This is a genomic window from Methylibium rhizosphaerae, assembly GCF_006386545.1.
Lineage (GTDB): Bacteria > Pseudomonadota > Gammaproteobacteria > Burkholderiales > Burkholderiaceae_C > Pseudorivibacter > Pseudorivibacter rhizosphaerae.
This window is the reverse complement of the sequence record NZ_SWAR01000049.1, coordinates 11160-28332: the sequence shown is the minus strand read 5'-3', so window position 1 is coordinate 28332 and position 17173 is coordinate 11160. Positions and strand designations below refer to the sequence as shown.

Here is a 17173-nt window from a genome sequence, read left to right as displayed (position 1 = left end):
CAGGATGGCGACACGCGCAACAGCAAACCCCTTCACCGCCGCCCTCAAGTCTCGAACCCACCGGTTCAACGTTCAAGAAATCGTCGGCCTTTTCGCCAGCGTGACGGAAGAGCGGGTCGAGACATTGGCCCGTGCGCTGGCGGGCTACATCAGCACCAATCTGCCGCTCGCTTTCGAGCGACGCGCGGGTCTGGCCGACTATCGAACGAACCCCTACGTTCTGATGACCTCGGCGAGCGTGATGCGCCTCGATGACCCGCGCGCGTTTGGTTCCTTCTTGTTCAACAGCAAGCTCTACATGGGGCTTGAAACGTCATTCGGAAAGTCGATTGAAGCGGCCTTCGTAGGGCAATACCCACTCGTTTCGGCAAACAAGTGGATTGAAGCGCCGGAGAAGCGCGCCGAGTTTGATGCGCTCATCGGCCTGAGCAACGAAGAGAAGGCACAGCGCCGCGTGGACTCCGTGTGGCGTGAGATTGACAAGTCGGTCGTGATCGGCCCCCGGCGCTATCTGACTTCTATCAAGAGCGGCCCAAACACGATTAACGACACCCAGGTCCAAGGCATGACCCGGGCCATCATTGACAACCATCGCGGCTGGCTGCAGCAGACACGGGCGACCTACCCCGAGGTGCGGGAAATAGATGTGGTGCTGGGCCTGACATACGGGACGGACTGCACCACGAACAACAAGGAGAACCAGATTCTGGTGAAGCTGCTGCAGAACGGCTTCGAGGAAGAGGATCGCGCTCGCAAGCCTGGTGTCCTTATCGACACGGCAACGCGCTCGGTGCGGGTCTATCGGTGCATCGGGAGAGAATTCTGGGCTTTCATCGGCCAGCCGGACAACCCGCGCGCGGCTGACTTCGTGTTCCTTGAGGTCTTACTTGCGCTGGCCAAGGCGCTTGCGGTTGGCATCGAAACAGCGGATCTTGAAACCCGCATCAATGCCAAGCTGCAGCAGCTCGCCGTCGCACTCGGTCAGCTCGCGTTCCCGCGCAATAGCCTACCGGTGTGGATTCGAGAGGACTTCAACGATAGCCAGCTCTTCTGGTTCGCGACGGCTATGACCGCCTTCTTTGACGAAGGCATCTAGGCCGCGCTGCAGTTCACATCGTGGCGCAGCTGTTCAGCGCTGACCGCGCGGACGGTCGTCGGTGCTGCGAGCGCATAGCCGAGGGAGCCTAGGGCAAGTTGCGCCGCCAGCCGGTGCCCATAGTGCGGTCGCATACTGCGCCGTGAGGTTCGAGGCATCCGGTGGCTGCACGCATCGAGGTGCTCGAACTTGATCGCAATGATGCAGCGGTCATGGCCCAACGCTGCGACCTCAGGCGGCTCGTCCATGATCGTGGCAAACGACAGCAGCCGCTGACGACTGTCCTGGCGTGACTACCGGCACGCCGCATGTTTTGCAACGGCCGTGGCCGAAGCTCCAGCACCACGTTGCCTCCCCTGCCGGGAGAGATCTCACTTCAGGCTTCAGCAAGACCTCCTTCCTTTGGGGGGGTCGACAACACGGGCGTCGGCACCTTCAATGCGAACCTGCGCATTCCGGCCAGTGTCACCCCGGACTGCGGGCATAAGCAACACCGACCACACCCTTCAGCTGGACCCTCGACACAAGGCTCTCCATCTTCAAGGGCGGCGTTCTCGTGAGCAGAAGGTCGGCAGATTGCCTAGCTTGTCAGTCAACGAGGCTGGCTCATGGTCCACCGGTTTGCCTTCACGTGAGGCGTCAGTCACGTTTCTAACTTGCACCAAAGGAGTTCTGGATGCCACGCTTTCGGGTTGAAACCGTTCTCGATCCAGCAACTGGCCGCTACTTCAATGAGCTTTACTACCCCGAAGACTCGGCTCTCCCCATTGCTGTCTCTCCGGCGGTCTACGCATCAATCAAGGACGCGGAGATCGGTGCGGTAGAAGCCCTCAAACGCGCAGTGCCAGATCAGCCTGTCAAAGTGATCGAGCCTACGCCGCCGCAATGACGCCTGACCTGTCATTGCAGCAGACCGGAGGCCGCTGAACTCCAACGTGGAGCCAGAGATCCCTCAGCCGCCCCGCTTACGCGTGCGGCGCCTGTGGATCCTGTAGCCTACATACGCGCCCACGAGGGTCATCACCGACCACAGCAGCAGAAAGGCGTCGATGAAAGCATCCGCCTGAGCCGGCGAGTAGTGCAGCACGCGTACCTGGTACTGCGAAATGGCGGCACCGATCACGACGCTTGCAGCGCAGCGGCTCTTCACCCTTGACATTGGGGTAGTTGCTCCAGATGGAGGCGAACGTTGGCATTGTGGCTCCCTGAATTGCCAGCGCGAAGTCGTCGCGCAGCAGCCCCACGCCGCCGCGGCCACATCCACAGCCTGCGACGTGGGCGCATTCTGCTTGAAGTCCCGCTGCTTACACGCCCCTAAAACAAGCCTGCGGGGTCGCTGTCCGGATCCCATGACCAGATCACCAGCTCTTGCCGGTCTGTCGGCCTGGCTCCACCGCCCACTTGGTAGCTGATCCGCAGCGACTCCATGTGGAAGCCGGCAAAGCACTCCCGGATGGCCGGATGATCGTTGATGCTGAGCAGAGCCTTGCCCTGCAGCGAGCGCATCGCCTTGGCCATTGCCGTGTACTCCTCGAACGCAAACGGCACGCCGTAACCCTCGGTCTGCCAGTACGGGGGATCCATGTAGAAGAACGTGTGTGGCCGGTCGTACCGCTCGATGCACTCGCGCCAGTGCAGCCGCTCGACGTAGGTGCTCGACAACCGCAGATGCGCCGCACTGAGCTGCTCTTCAATGCGCAGCAGGTTCACCGGCGGCGCCGTCGTCGCGGTGCCCCAGTTCTGCCCTTGCACCTTGCCGCCGAAGCACTGGTGCTGGAGGTAGTAGAAGCGCGCCGCGCGCTGTACATCGGTGAGCGTCTCCGTCGGCGTGTCCTGCAGCCACTTGAACACCTCGCGGCTCGACAGCGCCCACTTGAATTGGCGCACGAACTCCTCGAGGTGGTGCTTCACGACGCGGTACAGGTTGACCAGCTCGCCGTTGATGTCGTTGATGACTTCCACCTCGGCCGGCGGCCTCAGGAAGTACAGCGCCGCGCCGCCGGCGAACACCTCGACGTAGCACTTGTGCGGCGGGAAGCGGGGAATGATGAGATCGGCCAGGCGGCGCTTGCCGCCCATCCACGGAATGATGGGTGATGCCAAAGTGAAGCTCCAGATTCGGGGGATAAACTGCGCCCCGCCTCCCGGGAGGTGGCGGGGCCTTGGCTGGGCTCACAGGCGAGATCTGTGGGTTTGGTGGCCACCTTCGGTGCTCCAACACCTGGGGTGGTCGCCCTGTCTTTTTGAAACGGCTGAAGGGGATGCGGCCTACTTGCTCGGCCGCGCCGGCGGCCGGCTGCCGAACCACCAGACCACCGCGGTAGTCGCCAGATACAGCAGCGTGCCGACGATCTGCAGGATCAGGTGGTGCACCTGGTCTGCGCTCAATTGCTGGCCGTGCTGCGCCGCCAGCTGCTGCGCCCAATAGAACATCAGGTGCGCGACCACCACCAGGTAGGCGGTCAGCACCGGGCGCACCATGCCGCGCGTGAAGTCGACGACGGCCATGGCCCAGCGTGCGACCCGGCTGCTGCGCTGCGCCTCGGCGTCGAGGTAGCGGGCGCGATCAGCCTCCAGGCTCGCGATGTAGCCGCGCGCCGCAGCCTCATCCGCCCTCGCCTGCGCCTCGAGCTCCGCCGCGCTGACCTGGGCATCGGCCCGCACCTGCGCAATGGCCTCCTGCGCCTGCACAACGCGCGTCGCACGCTCCGATTCGATCTTGGCCAGCTCCCGCGCCTGCTCATGGTTGATGCGCACCAGCTCGAGGTCCTGGGCGCGGTTGCGGAAGTCGAACCAGCGCTGGATCACCAGCCCGAGCAGGCCGGTGGCGCCGCCGGACAGGATCGACGTGACGATGGTTCCCAACAGGGCAAACATGGAGGTCCTTTCAGATAAGAGCGCCCAGGGCGCGGGAATACAGCGCCTGGCGGTCGGCCAGGCCGTTGAACCCGCCGTTGATGCGGCGGGTGAGCGTTGCGAAGTCGTGCGCGTCGGCCCAGCGGTTGAGGCCCTTGACGCGCCAGTACAGACCGGCGCTCAGTGCCGCCCACAGCGGCAGCTCGAGCAGGGCCGGTGTGGCCACGAAGTCGGGCACGTCGGCGCCGAGCCGCTCGCGCAGCCGCAGCGTTGTCAGCAGGTGGTTCGCGCGGCCGGTGGTCTGGATCAGCCCGCGGCCGCGGTAGCGCTTGCCGTCGCCGGCCTTGGTGTTGCCCAGCGCGAAGGCCAGGCGGTTGCGCGGGTCGCTCTTCGACCAGGCCGAGGCGAAGTCCCGCTCGTAGCGCTGCTGGGCGGCCGACGGACCCCAGATCTCGCGGGTGTGGCGCAGCCGGCCGGACTCGTGGCCGACCTGCGCGAGGAAGCACGCCAGGCGCTGTGCGCTGTCGATGCCGGCCAGCGCACAGGCGGCCTGCAGGTGCGGCGCCCAGGCCGCGGCACGCTGCGGCGGGCAGGCATAGACCGCCACCAGCAGCGCGGGGGTGAGGTGTCGTTCAGGCATTAAAAAACCCGCCGGTGTTGCCACGGGCGGGTTCGTTGGGGTGGAGGGTTCTATCGGCAGTCGCGGTCCTGCTGCTTCAGGTCCGCCAGCCGCTGCGCGCGGCGCTTGCGTTCATCGGCACTCGGCGTCTGCGCGCTCGCATCCGTCTCGGCGTCGCGCAGCTCGCGCGACGACGGGCAGGCGGGCTTGCGGCGGCCGGTCTCCTGGTTCTGGATGCCGCTCACCAGTCCGTCGCGGGTGTAGACGTAGAAGGTGCGCCCGTCGCGGCGGTAGATGCGCTGCTCTTCCGGGCCGCCGCCGTAGTTGGCGACGTTGACCTTGTGTGGCGCGCCCATCGCGCGGTCGAGCTGGTCGATCGTCATGCCCACCGCCGGCTCGCCGCGCTCGGCCGCCTGCAGGATCGACAGGCGCCGGTCGACGTCGCCGGCATCCGGGGCGGCCTGGCCGCCGAGCATCGTGCCGCCGACCTGCTGCACCGGCTTCACGTCGAGCTCCTTGCCGCCGGTGCAGGGGCTCTGCTGGAACACTTTCTGGCCGCCCGGGCCGGGGCATTGGTAGATCTGGGCGGAGGCGGTGCCCGCCAGGGCGGCGAGCAAGAGAGCGAGCGTCTTGTGCATGGTGTCTTATCCCTGTGGTTTTTGTGCGGGCGATGGTACTGGTGCGCTTAACGCTGGGAACCCCCTTGCGGGTGGACAGTCCCCGACGATTTCACACGTCGATCACTTCGATCGGCAGCACCGGCGCGTTGCCTTCGATCACACCGTCTCGGATGAACACGCGGTCGCCCGCAGCGGCCTCGCCGCGGGCCTGTACTCGCCCTCCGCCCGGCAGCTCGATGGTGGCCACGCCGCCCTCGGCGGACAGCACGGTGCCGACCTGCAGCGGCGACTGCGGCAGCAGGTCCAGCAGCAGCTTGTAGGGGTTACGCACGGGTCTCGACTCCAATGGTTTGCCACACCTCCGGCCGGCCGGCGTCGACGCTGGTGCTGCGCACGATGCCCAGCCGCGTCGTCGTCCCGTCGACGTAGCGCACGAACTTGCCCGGGACGATCACGCCGGTCTCGGGCAGCACCGGCAGGCGCAGCGTCACGTTGGCCTGGCGCCCGGTGTCGCTCAGCACCGCGATGCCGCGCTGGCGCAGCGCGTCGGCATGCGTGGCCAGCGCATCGGTCACCATCGGCGCAATCAGGTCGCCCGCACTGCCCTGCCGCGTGACCTGCCCGAGCAGCCCTTGTGAGGTGCCGGACACGAACACGCGGTTGTATCGCGGCTTCTCCAGCCACTCGATGCTCTCGCGCGTCGTCACCGCCGCCGGCAGCTCGACGTCCGGCACGGCACTGCCCCATTGCCACGACGGCACCGGGTAGCGCGGCAGCACCCGCAGCAGCGGGTCGGTCGGATGCGGCTGCAGGTAGCCGCCGGCCGCCGCGGCGATCTGGCCCAGCGCCGACACGAAGCTGCCCTGGTGGCTGAAGGCGCCGGCCGGCACCAGCCAATCGGTCAGGCCCCAGGCCACGTCCCAGCCGATGCCCACGCCGTTGACGGTCAACACGTCGGCCATCAGCTGCTGCGCAGTGCGCGGCTGCAACGGGTTGCCGAAGCTGCGTTGCGCGGCATACGGCGCGTCGAGCAGCGCGGCCTTGCCGCGGCCCTGCACGCGGATGCCGGCCTGGCCGAACTGCCGCTCGCGGGACAGCCGCTCGGCCAGCAGCCGATACGGCTGGCCGTTGATGAGGGCTTCCAGTTCCACCGGCGAACCGTCGGCGTCCGGCTCCAGCGCCTCCAGCGTGCTCGCCGGCAGCGACGCGTTGAAGCCCCAGGTCCAGGAGTCGGCGTCCAGGCTCAGCGACAGCGCAAACGCCGGCAGCGGCAGGTTGCCATCGACCCGCCGCAGGCTCACTTCATTGATCACGACATACACCCTCTTGATGGGCACCACGACCAAGGCCGGCGGCCCGGCGTGGCGCTCGCAGATGAACAACAGCCCCGTACCGGCCGGCCCCGCGTCCTTGAAGACGAGGTGCGGGTTAGGCAGGTAGCACGGGTCGAACGGCGGCGGCACGACACCCGGGCGAGGCGACAGGCCGGGCGGCGGGACGATCGCTTCCTCGAAGGCCGCGTGCACTACGCGGTGCTGGCGCAGCGCGCTCGACGTGCCGCCCTGCCGGCGAACCACCACAGGTGCCGCCGGTTGCCATCGAACTGCCGCGAGCCGGCGTACATGCCGCAGGCGTTCCTGCCACGACGACGTTCGCTGCACGGCCGCAGCTCGGGCCTCTTGGAAGCCGGTCCTGCGGCTCGCGCGGCGATCACGCAAGCCGTCGCCGCTCTCGATGACGATCGCCGCTGCAGGAACCTGCGCGGCCTCCTGGTGCCCGGCCTGCACCGCGGCGCGCGCCAGCTGCAGCGTCTGCTCTCGAGCCACACGTACGCGCGCCGCAGCCAACGCACCGCCCTGCCAGGCGGCCTCCACACCCTTGTGAGCATGAGCAGGCGACTCGCTGTGCTGCTCCGCACCAACGCGCCGCTGCACGGCCAGCTGCCAGCCGGCGCCCACCGCACCGACCAGCGGCCGGTTGGCACCCGAGACGTACTCGGCTTGCACCGCCCCAGCGAAGGCCGGGAACACCCCCGCGATGCTGGCGTCGCTGACGGTGCTGATCCGGACCGTTCCGCCGAACGCAGGGAACACGCCCGCAACGACGATCTCGATCTCGACCGCATCGCCCACCTCGCCGAAGACCAGGTGCACCGGCGGCGACGTGAGCCGCGCCTGGCTGAAGATCAGATCGGCCATGGCCTCACCCGAACGTGCCGAGCACGATGCGCGTGGTCCCGCCCTCGAACAGCTGCGTGCTCGGCAGCTTCACCGTCGCGGCACTTCCCATGTCGCCCACATCGGTGTCGAAGGCCATCGAGCCATCGGCCGTGATGAAGCGCGCCCAGGCCGCCACCCCGGTGGCCAGCACCAGCGGGTCCGCGCCCGGCATCAGCGTCATCACGCCGGCCGCGATCGTGCTCGAGGGCTTGGCCAACGGGGCGTCCAGCAGCAGCGCCGCCGACGTCGCACCACCATTGCCCGGCCGCGGCGCCGCATACAGCCGCACCCGCGCCACGCCGGGGCCGTTGTCGAGGAAGGCGCGGCGCCCCTCGTGCGCGGCATTCGCGAGGGCTTCGCTGATCGTGAGGTCGCTCATGTCGTCATCGGTTCGGGCATCACGCGATCGGCGATCACCGCGCGGAAGTTGTGGGTGTGGTCGAAGGCCACCACGAAGTACGGCTTCAGGGCGATGTGGCGGAAGTCGTAGGCGCCGGTGACCGCATCGCTCCACTGCTCGCGCACGAGGCGTGCGCCATCGTGGTCGAACAACCAGACCCGCCGCGACACCGGGATGTCCGGCGTGCCGTCCACCTTGACCGTGCCGTGCAGGTGGTAGCGCCCGCCGTCCTGCGCATCCGGTCGTGCGATGGTGCCGGTCCACGATCGCGCCACCAGGCCGCCAGTCGGCCAGCCGGGAATGACGCGCCCCGCCTGTCCGCGCACCTTCGCCGGCGCCAGGTCGTTGGTGTAGCTGACCATCGCCCCATACACGCCCTGCTCCGCCGGCGGCCGCAGGATCGGGTAGGCGCCCGTCCAGTTCACACCATCGGCCGAGTACGCCAGGACCATCTTCTCGGGCACCTGGCCGCCCACGCTGGCCGCGCTGCAGTCCGCCGCCCACTCGACGATGTCCTGTTCGTTGCCGGCGCCGAAGTCGTAGCCGATCCAGCCGACGGCGGACCCTGCGTTGCTGGGCAGCCAGAAGGTCGATGGGTTGCCGTCGAAGGCGTTGGCGTTCACGAAGCCCTGGTAGTCGGCGCTCGAGATCGGCGTGCCGCCGGTCGCGACCGAGCCAGCGCCGACCGCGGTGCGCAGGCTCAGCTCGCCGATTCCGGTCGAGTACGCCTGGCGGCCGGTGATCTCCAGGCGCCAGTAGCGATAGGCCGGCATGGCTTACCTCCAGGGCCCGGAGACGTCCACCGCAAACCGCCCGATGGCCGAGTTGTTGCGGATCTCGACCGCCAGCACGTTGCGCGCATAGCCGTCGATGTTCGTGACGACCTCCTTGTGCGCATAGGGCTGGTTCGCCATGAACTGCAGCATGCCGGGCATCTCGCCGCGGATCGGGTGCGAGAAGGATGCGTTGGCCTCCTGCACGTAGATCGGCCGGTGCAGCACCGTGCCGTTGTCCACCGGCGAGGGCCAGGCTGCGCCGCCGCTGGCCCAGCACGAACCGCCGGTGGAGCCAACGCCCACCGCGCCCACCGGCACGGCCGAACCGACCTGCGACGACAGGCGCGAGATCACCGAGCCGCTGCTGCCGGGCGTCGTGCCGAGGTTCAGGTTGGAGTTCGACAGCTGCGTGGCCCCGGTGGACACGGCCCCGAGCGCCGACAGTGAGCCGAAGAGCACGCAGCCATAGGCGTCGGCGGCCCGGTAGCTCACGATGTCGCCGAAGGCGTAGGCATACAGGCCTGAGACGCCGCCGGCCGGACCGAAGAAGTAGAAGAAGCGGCCGTCGCCGGCGAGCACCCAGGACTTCGCATTCGCATCGTTGGAACCCTTGCCCCAGTACGCGCCGCCTGCCATCTGCGACGGGGTCGGTCCCGGTCCGGTGCCGGTGTCGATGTCGTTCATCGCCTCGTACATCACCACCCGCGCATCGGTCGCACTGGCCGGCGCGGCCGCGGTGTCGTCCACCCGCAGCAAGCGGCCGGTGGCGGCCACGTCGCTCGAGCGGTAGGCCGCCTTGTTGGCCCCTGTGTGCACCTTGGTCCAGCCGAGCGGCGCCCGCTTGGCCGTGATCGCGCCGGTGGCCGCGCCGTCCGGCACGCCCGGCGCCGGGAAGGTGAAGGTGTTGGTGCCGGTGACGGTCGGCTGCTTCAGGCCGTTCAGCTCGTTCGGCGTGGCGCCGGCGATTTGCAGCAGCTTGCCGGCTGCGCCGCTGAAGCCGTGGCCGTTGCAGGTGGCGGTGGCCACGCCGCCGGCCACGTTGATCGTGATGCTCTTGAGGTTGAAGCCGTTGATGAGGCACGCGTCGAGCACCGCGATCAAGCTGCCGGCGGCGTTGTTGAGGGTCGGTGCACCGGTCTCGGCGCTGTCGAACCAGATCACTTCGTTTGCCATGGTTTCTTTCTGTCAGGGGTTGTTCACGTCGCCGCGCACCAGCAGCGTGAAGCTGTCGTCGGTGACGGTCTCGGGGCCTTGCTGGATCGTGCGCACCACCCACACCGGGAACAGCGCGCCGACGGTGTTGAAGCGCAGCACGTTGCCGGCCGACCAGCCGCCGCCCCAGCCCACCGCGCGCAGCCGGAAGTACGGCACGCCGGTCGTCGGGTTGTTGATCTCGAAGTCGCTCGCGGTGTTGCCGCTGCCGATGAGGCCGACGTGTTCGCCGATCACCTCGAAGGCGGTGGCCCCGGTGAAGCGCACCACCCAGCGTTCGGTCAGGGCGCCGAGGTTGGTCACCTCGATCGGACTCAGCACGTCGTTGTAGGTGGCCGTCGCGGCATTGCCCGACAGCGCGTCCTTCCAGTTGCCGTCCCAGGTCGCCTGGTCGAACAGCACGCTGACCCGCGAGCGCAGGTCGCCGGCCACCAGCGCGCTCGAGAGGAACGAGCCTGCCGGGTAGTCGTGCGTCACCGGCCGCGTGAAGGTCAACTGGCCGTTGATCTGCGCATCGCGCACCAGCATCATGTCCTCGATGCGGTCCTCGATCGTCACCGGCTGGCTGTAGCCGGCCACGTCGTTGAAGGTCACCGTGCCGGCCTCGAGGTTGGTGCTGTAGCCGGTGGGGATGACCTGGCCGTTGGCGCCCACCACCCGCACCCGCGACAGCCGCACCCGCGCCAGGTTGATCGTCTGCCCGTTGGCCACGGCGACCGGCCCGGTCGTTTTGGTGTGGCCCAGCACGACGAAGCTGCCGGCGCGGAAGATCGGCACCCGGCCGTCGCTGGGCAGTCGCACCGGGTCGATGCCCAGCAGGTCGGCGTCCAGCGGCAGGTAGGTGAAGGCCGAGGCGTTGTAGCGCAGCGTGTCGGCCTGCACGCCCACCGACTGCAGCAGGCTCACGCCGGCCACGCCGAGCGAGCTCACGTCGATCACGCCTTCGGCATTCGCGAGGTTCGCGCCGGCTCGCCGGCCGAAGCGCACCTCGACCACGCCGCTGTCGTAGTCCACCCGGCCGAACACGCCGACGCTGCCATACGAATCGGCATTGGCCGGCGCCGAGCCGGTGGCGATCTGGCCGTTGTTGTCCGCGGTGACGACGAAGGTCGTGCCGTCCTGCCGTGTGCCGGCGATGCTGAAGCTGCCGTTGCGCAGCGGCGCCACCGCGGTGCGGAACACCGCCACGTCCACCATCAGCGTGCTGCCGCTGCCGGTCAACACCGGCTGCACCACACCCTCCGCCTTGGCGAACACCGGGCTGATGCCGGCGGTCCACTCGTTCAAGTACACATAACCCTGCCGCGCCACGTAGGCGAAGGTGAACGGCTGCTGGCCGCCGATGGCGCGGCTCGCCGCGGCCGACCAGCCGCCCACCGGCGTGCCCTGCCCGGTGGCCGAGCTGGGGTTGGCCTCGATCACGCTGGAGCGGGTGATGTACTGCGTGGTGCCGATCCGGAAGCGGTCCAGCCGGCCGCGGGCGGCGATCTGGTCGAGCGGGAACTGCACTGCATTGCCTGCACCGTCGGCGCCGGCATAGCGGGCCTCGGCCGCAACAGTGAGCGCCCCGCTCCACCAGGCCCAGGTCGGCACCGGCGGGTTGGTCGCGCCCGGGCCGTTCAGGATCGTCAGCGGCAGCGAACGGGTTTCTGTGCCGACCAGCAGCACCGTCTGGACGCCGCCCAGCGGCGTGCGGTTCTGCCAGACGTTCTGCACGTCGCGGAAGCCGGCCACCGTCTTCTGCAGCGAGCCCGCGCCGGTGGCGTAGTTGATCGCGCCAACGACCAGGTTGCCGGTCACGTTGGCCACCACCAGGTTGCCGGTGCCGTCGTCGAACACCTTCAGCAGCCGGACCGGCATGACATCGACGCCCGGGAACTCGCGCACCGCATGCTGCACGGCCACGCCCAGCTCGACGCTGTGGGCCTTCACCGTGCCGGCCAGGCTGAAGGTCCAGTGGGTCCCGCCGTCGGTGAAGTTGGCGACCTGGGCCGAGGTCTGCACCGTGTCGGTCAGGGTGATCGTGAAGACCGTTCCTTTGGCCGGCAGCACGTTCGGGCTTACCCGCACGATGCCCTGGCCGTACAGCACCTCGCCGATCGCGTCGCCTTGCAAAGCGCCGTTGTTGTCGGTGGCGCTGCGGGCGGTGCCGTCGTTCCAGGTGATCGACACGCTGCCCGGCTTGATGGCCGACGGCAGCTCGACCGCCGCGAAGAAGCGGCCGTTCAAGGCGGATGGCTGCGTCGGGATGGTGCTGGCCATCGGGACCACGGCCGCGCTGGTCCACTGCACGATCAGCTTCGAGCCGACGTCGGGCAGTGCACCCAGCGTGAGCGTCAGGGTGCCGGTCGAGAAGTTCAGCGTGCCGGCGCCGAAGGCCGTGTCGCTGCCGCGCACTGCGCCGCTGCCGTCTTCGTTGAGCACATACCAGCGCCCGCCCGAGCGGTAGCTCACCGCGACGCTGGCGCGGTTGGGTGCCGGGTCGAGCGTCACCGCATAGGTGAGGCCCTGCGACTGCTGGGTGATCGAGAGGCCGATCGACTGGTTCACCACCGTCGGCAGGGCCGCCGGCGTGTAGGCGACCGTGAACGCGAGCGCAGCGGTGCCGAAGTGGTTCGTCGAGAGCGTCAGCACGCCGTTCGCATAGTCGACCGTGCCGACCTGGGCGCTTTCGGCTTCGGCGACCAGCAGGCCGCCCTTGTCGAGGACGGCCAGGCCGCCGGCGCTGACACGCAGCGAGCCGGGCAGGAGGCCGCCGCCGACGAACCAGGCGGCGTTCGTCGTGAAGGCACGGTTCTCGGTGGCAGTGGCCTGTTCGCCGGCCGGCACCAGCGCGGCGCTTTGCTGGTTCAGCCGCGCGTCGGCGATCGGCGTCTCGATCTGCGCGCTGGGCACCAGCTGGGTGAAGATGCTCCGGCCCTGGGCCACGAAGTCGCCGACCTCGACCGGCGCGGCCAGCGGCACCACGCCGAAGTACTGCGCGGCGTCGGCCACGATGGTTTCGTAGACCTTGGTCTTGCCGGTGTAGTCGAGCGCCGCATCGGCGTACACCGCCTGGAAGCCGGGGAAGTCGCTGCGCAGCGCGTCGCTGATGGCCAGCGTGATCTCGATGCGGCGGAACTCCTGGTTCTGGCCGTTGGTGAAGTTGCGTTGGCGCGACGACACGTCGGTGATACGCACGTACTGCTCGACCATGCCGGCGGTGCCTTCGAGCTTGCGCAGCACCATCGACGCGCCGACCACCGGCAGCTCGATGCCCTCGCGCGCCAGCAGCGTCACGGTGCGCTGGCCGGCGATGTGGTCGCCGAACAGGTAGGCGGACGCGATCGGGCCGACCGACAGGAAGCTTTCGATACGGCTCTTGGCGCTGGAGCGGCGGTCGAACACGTCCTCGGTCGAGAACAGCGTGATGCTCACGTTCGGGTCCTGGGGCGGCTCGGCCACGATGACGTTGGCGCCGAAGTAGCCGTCGACGTCGTTGGTCTGCACCGCGGCGAACACCTTGCGCAGGTTGACGCGGCCGCCGGCGCGGTCCACCTCGCTGATGTCCGGGAAGATGGCGTTGCTGGCGCCGTCGCTGATGACGGCACCGGTCGGCGCGCCGCCGCCTTCGGGCACGTCGTCCATGACTTGCGAGGCGAGCAGCTTGATGTCGCCGAGAAGGATGGGCATGGGTTCAGATCTCCAAGAGGCGCAGGGTCACGCGGTACAGGTCGTTCGCCTGCACGTCGCTGAAGAAGACGACGGGCTCGGCCTCGACCGCGGCACCGTCGTGATGGCGGAACACGGTTTCGTAGGCCTGCCCGCGCAGGTTGAGGGTCATCTGCCGGCCGGGCACCGCGGCCCAGGCGCGCAGCTGGTCGAGCACGGCACGTGTCATCCAGGCGCTTTGGTCGTCGGGCGGCTGCAGCGTGATCGGGCGGCCGGCCACACGCAGCGCGGTGCTGACGATGAGGGCGCCGGTGATCGTGCGCTGGGCGCTCTGCTCGACCGGGGCCCAGCTGATCTCGTCGGACCAGTACAGGTCCGGGTGCAGGACCAGCGGGGTGCCGGCATGGGTCAGCGTGATGCTCATGGACTGGAGCGCCCGGCGGCGCTTTCGATCTGGCGCAGCACGCTGGTCAAGGCGTCGGCGTCCTCATCGGACGCGACATCGACCGGCGTGCGTTTGCCGTTGATTTGGATAGTCACGGTGCGGCGCAGGCCGCCGCCGCCGGTGTTGCTGCCGCCGAGCGTCGGCGTGCTGCCGCTGGCACCGGCAAGGGAGCCACCCCGGTTGCCGCTGCCGCCGCGGGACAGGTTCTGCACCCGCTCGAACAGCTGGCGCGCCTGGCGGTAGGCCTCCTCGACGCTGCGCTGGCCGTCCAGCGAGAACACGTCCTGGTTGGCCTGCATCTGCTCCAGGTTCGCGGTGGCCGCCTGCAGCGCCGCCTGCGCCACCGCCAGGTCGGCCGCGCTCAGCGTGCCGGCGCGCGCCTTGTTCTGCAGGCTGAACAGCGCGTCGTTCTGGTCGAAGGTGACCGAGCCGTTGGTGTGCGACCTCGCCTCGGAGAAGCCCGAGCCGATGCGCCCCGCCTCGGCCGCGCCGCGCGCCGCGGCGGCGGCCCGTTCGGCCGAGGCGGTCACCGCATCCAGCGCCTGCTGCGCCGGGCCCATCGCGCTCGCGATGCCCTGCCCGGCCGCCTCGGCGCCGAGCTTGAGCTTCAGCATCTCGGCCTGGGCGCGCAGCTCCGACGTCACCACGCCGCCGTTGGCGGCGATGGCCGCCTCGGCATAGCGGCGGAAGGCCTCGCGTTTCTGGTCCAGCGTCAGTGTCGATTCGTTGCGGATGCGGTTCCAGGCCTGGCCGAAGTTGTCGGCGACCTTCTGCATCTCGGCGCGCGACTGCAGGCCGAAGACGCGCATTGCCTCGTCGAGGCTGTTGACGCCCTGTTTGGCTTCGTCGGCCTTGCGGCGCACCGTGTCGAACAGCTCCTCGAGCTGCGGGCGCGAGAGCTGTCCCGCTTTGCCGAGCGCCTCGATGCGCTGGCGCAGCGCGTCGAGCTCGGCCTGGTTGCGCGCGCCCTCGACCATCTTCGACAGCGCGTCGCGCAGCACCGTCGCGGTGTCCACGCCGGAGCGCTTCAACGTGTCCACCGAGCGGATCAGCACCGACAGGTTGTCGTTGGCCCGGGCGAACTCGGTCGACACGGTGCTGGAGGCCCGGGCCACGTCGACGCCGAGCGCCTCGGCGGCGCGGCGGCCGGTGGCCACCAGCACCGTCTGCAGCAGCTGCACCTGGTCGCTGGCGCCGCGGAAGGCACCGATGAAGGCGTTGCGGAACTGGTCCAGCTCGGGGCCGGAGAGTTTGGCCAGCGCCTCGGGCAGCTCGGCCTGGAGGCGCTGCGCGACTTCGCTGCTGCGGTTGGCCAGCTCGGCCATCGCCTGGGCCTGCTGGCGGGCCGTGGCGCCCACCATCGGCAGCTGCACACCCGAGGCCTGGGCCAGCGCCGCAATGGCGCCCTGGGCGGTTTCTGCGGCCTTGCCGATGGCGCCGACTCCGGCTGCCGCGGTCGAACCGGCCTGGGCGACCTGGGCCGCGGCACCGGTTGCGGCGGTGGCCATCGTCTGCGACGAGGTTGCCGCGGCATCTGCGGCGGCCGCCACCTTCGACGGTGCCTGTTCGGCGTCGCGCCACATCTCGCGCGAGGTGGCGAGGATCTGCTCGGCGCGCTGGCGGTAGCGTTCGGTGGCCTGCGCCACCGTGTCGTCGGTGAAGATCGCAGTGGCCGCTTCCTTCAGGCCCTGCAGGTGGCTCACCGTCAGCTCGAAGAACGCGACCAGGCCGACACCCAGCTTGCGCGCCAGCTCCGAGTTGTCGTGCAGCATCTGCCCGATCTGGAAGCCGACTTCGAAGCCGACGGCCGCCACGGTGATGTTGATCACCGACGGGATCTTGCTGATCGAGGCCGACAGCAGGTTCGTCGCGCCGGCCGCCGCCGCGGCCTCGACCGCGAAGGCCCGCAGCGCCTGCGCGCCGCGCACCGCGAGATTCGCCGTCAGCGCCGCGCCGGCGATGCCGGCCAGCCGTGCCACCGTGTCGAGGTTGGCCGCCAGCGTGTTGATGCCCTGCGCGATGACTGCGGTGGCCCCGCTCGACTGGTCGAGCGAACCGACGAAGCGCATCCACTCGGTCTGCAGGTTGGTGATGGCGCGGCCGACGGTGGCCGGCAGCTGGCCGAACTCGGCCTGCAGCGCGGCACTCTGGCTCTGCAGCGCGCGGATCACCGTGGTGCTGGTGAGCTGGCCCTGCTGCGCCAGGTTGCGCAGCTGGCCGGTGGTGACACCCAACCCGGCGGCCAGCGCCTGCGCCAGCCGCGGCGCCTGCTCCATCACCGAGTTGAACTCCTCGCCGCGCAGCACGCCGGACTGCAGGCCCTGGATCAGCTGGGTGATCGCCGCGTCGGAGGCCTGCGCCGACGCGCCGGAGATCTGCACCGCCTGGTTGATCGTCTCGGCGAGCGCGAGCGCCTGCTGCTGGCTCACCCCGATCTCGCGGCCGGCCTGCGCGATGCGGGTGAAGAGGGTGCCGGTGCCCTCGAGCGTGCTGTTGGTGCGGGTGGCGACCTCGTAGACGCCCTGCATCGCGGCGTCGAACGCCGCGCCGTCGCCGGTCACCAGGCGGATGCGCGACGACAGGTTCTGGTAGGCGTCGGCGGTTTCGGTGACGCTGCGCAGCAGCTGGGCGGTCTGGCCGCCGACGATGCCGGCGATGCTGAGGTTGCGCAGCGTCTCGAGCTGGTCGGCCACCGAACGCACGCCGTCGCCGATGCGGCGATGTGCAGCGGCCTGCGCGGTCGCCGACTCGGTCGCCGCGGTGCCCTGCGCCTGGTAGGCGCGCACGATGTTCTGGCCGCGGCGCGCGAGGTCGTCGCTTTGCGTGGCGAGCGAGCGCTGGGCAGTCGCGAGCTGCGTCGTGTCGATGCCGGCCTGCGTCAGCGCCGAGCGCGCCGCCTGCAGCGAAGTGGCCTGCTGGGTGTAGGCGTCCTTCGCGCTGCGCACCGCGTCGCGCAGCTTCTGCATCTGGCCGGCCTGCGCGCGCGTGGGCGCTTCGACGCTCGCCATTTCGCGGCCGAACTGCTGGGCCGCACCCTGCGTCGCGGTGAGCGCCTGGCGGGCCCCTTCGGTCTCGCGCTTGAGCGCGATGAAGCGCTCCACCGCGGCCTGCTGCTCGCCGAGCTTGCGCAGCTCGGCCGACAGCGCCTGCGCGCGCGAGGCGAGCGCCGGATCGACACTCGAGTCAAGGCGCTCCAGCTCGGTCGCGAGCTGCTCGACACCCTGCGCGCCCTGGGCGTTCGCAAGGATGTCGTAGCGGATCTTCGGATCGGTGGCCATC

15 protein-coding genes are annotated in these 17173 nt (G+C 69.3%); 3 read left to right on the top strand and 12 right to left on the bottom strand.

The window, feature by feature from the left end; genetic code table 11:
* Window positions 1-4 precede the first annotated feature (4 nt).
* The 3 genes from E8D38_RS24415 (at window position 5) to E8D38_RS24410 (ending at window position 1985) form a co-directional block, all read left to right on the top strand.
* On the top strand, window positions 5-1096 hold the full coding sequence (locus tag E8D38_RS24415; protein ID WP_140636590.1) for a PDDEXK family nuclease: 1092 nt from the start codon (window positions 5-7) through the stop codon (window positions 1094-1096).
* Between the two features lie 161 nt (window positions 1097-1257).
* Window positions 1258-1389, top strand: coding sequence for a hypothetical protein (locus E8D38_RS29400; protein ID WP_281286155.1), 132 nt, complete (start codon window positions 1258-1260; stop codon window positions 1387-1389).
* A gap of 383 nt (window positions 1390-1772) precedes the next feature.
* Window positions 1773-1985 (top strand): hypothetical protein, encoded by a 213-nt coding sequence (locus tag E8D38_RS24410; protein ID WP_140636588.1) that lies wholly within the window; start codon window positions 1773-1775, stop codon window positions 1983-1985.
* A gap of 425 nt (window positions 1986-2410) precedes the next feature.
* Here E8D38_RS24410 and E8D38_RS24405 read toward each other — a convergent pair whose 3' ends face one another.
* The 12 genes from E8D38_RS24405 to E8D38_RS24350 form a co-directional block, all read right to left on the bottom strand.
* A complete protein-coding gene (locus tag E8D38_RS24405) occupies window positions 2411-3199 on the bottom strand; it encodes a DNA adenine methylase (RefSeq protein ID WP_181179403.1) in 789 nt (262 codons plus the stop codon).
* A gap of 165 nt (window positions 3200-3364) precedes the next feature.
* On the bottom strand, window positions 3365-3973 hold the full coding sequence (locus E8D38_RS24400; protein WP_140636586.1) for a hypothetical protein: 609 nt from the start codon (window positions 3971-3973) through the stop codon (window positions 3365-3367).
* Between the two features lie 10 nt (window positions 3974-3983).
* The gene (locus E8D38_RS24395; protein ID WP_140636584.1) at window positions 3984-4592 is read right to left on the bottom strand and encodes a glycoside hydrolase family 19 protein; all 609 of its coding nucleotides are present in this window, start codon (window positions 4590-4592) and stop codon (window positions 3984-3986) included.
* Between the two features lie 50 nt (window positions 4593-4642).
* Window positions 4643-5209 carry a DUF4124 domain-containing protein gene (locus E8D38_RS24390; protein WP_140636582.1) on the bottom strand — a complete coding sequence of 189 codons (567 nt, stop codon included), beginning with the start codon at window positions 5207-5209 and terminating at the stop codon, window positions 4643-4645.
* A 91-nt stretch (window positions 5210-5300) separates the two neighbouring features.
* The gene (locus tag E8D38_RS24385) at window positions 5301-5522 is read right to left on the bottom strand and encodes a hypothetical protein (protein WP_140636580.1); all 222 of its coding nucleotides are present in this window, start codon (window positions 5520-5522) and stop codon (window positions 5301-5303) included.
* Window positions 5515-7389, bottom strand: a complete 1875-nt coding sequence (locus E8D38_RS24380) for a hypothetical protein (protein ID WP_140636578.1) — start codon at window positions 7387-7389, stop codon at window positions 5515-5517. Before E8D38_RS24380 ends, E8D38_RS24385 begins: the two co-directional genes overlap by 8 nt.
* A gap of 4 nt (window positions 7390-7393) precedes the next feature.
* A complete protein-coding gene (locus E8D38_RS24375) occupies window positions 7394-7789 on the bottom strand; it encodes a hypothetical protein (protein ID WP_140636576.1) in 396 nt (131 codons plus the stop codon).
* Window positions 7786-8583, bottom strand: coding sequence for a discoidin domain-containing protein (locus E8D38_RS24370; protein ID WP_140636574.1), 798 nt, complete (start codon window positions 8581-8583; stop codon window positions 7786-7788). The genes E8D38_RS24375 and E8D38_RS24370 overlap by 4 nt, the downstream gene beginning before the upstream one ends.
* A gap of 3 nt (window positions 8584-8586) precedes the next feature.
* Window positions 8587-9759, bottom strand: a complete 1173-nt coding sequence (locus tag E8D38_RS24365) for a hypothetical protein (protein WP_140636572.1) — start codon at window positions 9757-9759, stop codon at window positions 8587-8589.
* Between the two features lie 12 nt (window positions 9760-9771).
* The gene (locus tag E8D38_RS24360) at window positions 9772-13470 is read right to left on the bottom strand and encodes a hypothetical protein (protein WP_140636570.1); all 3699 of its coding nucleotides are present in this window, start codon (window positions 13468-13470) and stop codon (window positions 9772-9774) included.
* A gap of 4 nt (window positions 13471-13474) precedes the next feature.
* Window positions 13475-13873, bottom strand: coding sequence for a hypothetical protein (locus E8D38_RS24355; RefSeq protein ID WP_219851859.1), 399 nt, complete (start codon window positions 13871-13873; stop codon window positions 13475-13477).
* A complete protein-coding gene (locus E8D38_RS24350) occupies window positions 13870-17172 on the bottom strand; it encodes a tape measure protein (protein WP_140636568.1) in 3303 nt (1100 codons plus the stop codon). The genes E8D38_RS24355 and E8D38_RS24350 overlap by 4 nt, the downstream gene beginning before the upstream one ends.
* Window position 17173: the final 1 nt, after the last annotated feature.

Coding starts and splice junctions, on each gene's coding strand:
- E8D38_RS24415 (WP_140636590.1), top strand. CDS start 5: ATGGCGACACGCGCAACAGCAAACCCCTTCACCGCCGCCCTCAAGTCT.
- E8D38_RS24410 (WP_140636588.1), top strand. CDS start 1,773: ATGCCACGCTTTCGGGTTGAAACCGTTCTCGATCCAGCAACTGGCCGC.
- E8D38_RS24400 (WP_140636586.1), bottom strand. CDS start 3,973: ATGTTTGCCCTGTTGGGAACCATCGTCACGTCGATCCTGTCCGGCGGC.
- E8D38_RS24395 (WP_140636584.1), bottom strand. CDS start 4,592: ATGCCTGAACGACACCTCACCCCCGCGCTGCTGGTGGCGGTCTATGCC.
- E8D38_RS24390 (WP_140636582.1), bottom strand. CDS start 5,209: ATGCACAAGACGCTCGCTCTCTTGCTCGCCGCCCTGGCGGGCACCGCC.
- E8D38_RS24380 (WP_140636578.1), bottom strand. CDS start 7,389: ATGGCCGATCTGATCTTCAGCCAGGCGCGGCTCACGTCGCCGCCGGTG.
- E8D38_RS24375 (WP_140636576.1), bottom strand. CDS start 7,789: ATGAGCGACCTCACGATCAGCGAAGCCCTCGCGAATGCCGCGCACGAG.
- E8D38_RS24370 (WP_140636574.1), bottom strand. CDS start 8,583: ATGCCGGCCTATCGCTACTGGCGCCTGGAGATCACCGGCCGCCAGGCG.
- E8D38_RS24365 (WP_140636572.1), bottom strand. CDS start 9,759: ATGGCAAACGAAGTGATCTGGTTCGACAGCGCCGAGACCGGTGCACCG.
- E8D38_RS24360 (WP_140636570.1), bottom strand. CDS start 13,470: ATGCCCATCCTTCTCGGCGACATCAAGCTGCTCGCCTCGCAAGTCATG.
- E8D38_RS24355 (WP_219851859.1), bottom strand. CDS start 13,873: ATGAGCATCACGCTGACCCATGCCGGCACCCCGCTGGTCCTGCACCCG.
- E8D38_RS24350 (WP_140636568.1), bottom strand. CDS start 17,172: ATGGCCACCGATCCGAAGATCCGCTACGACATCCTTGCGAACGCCCAG.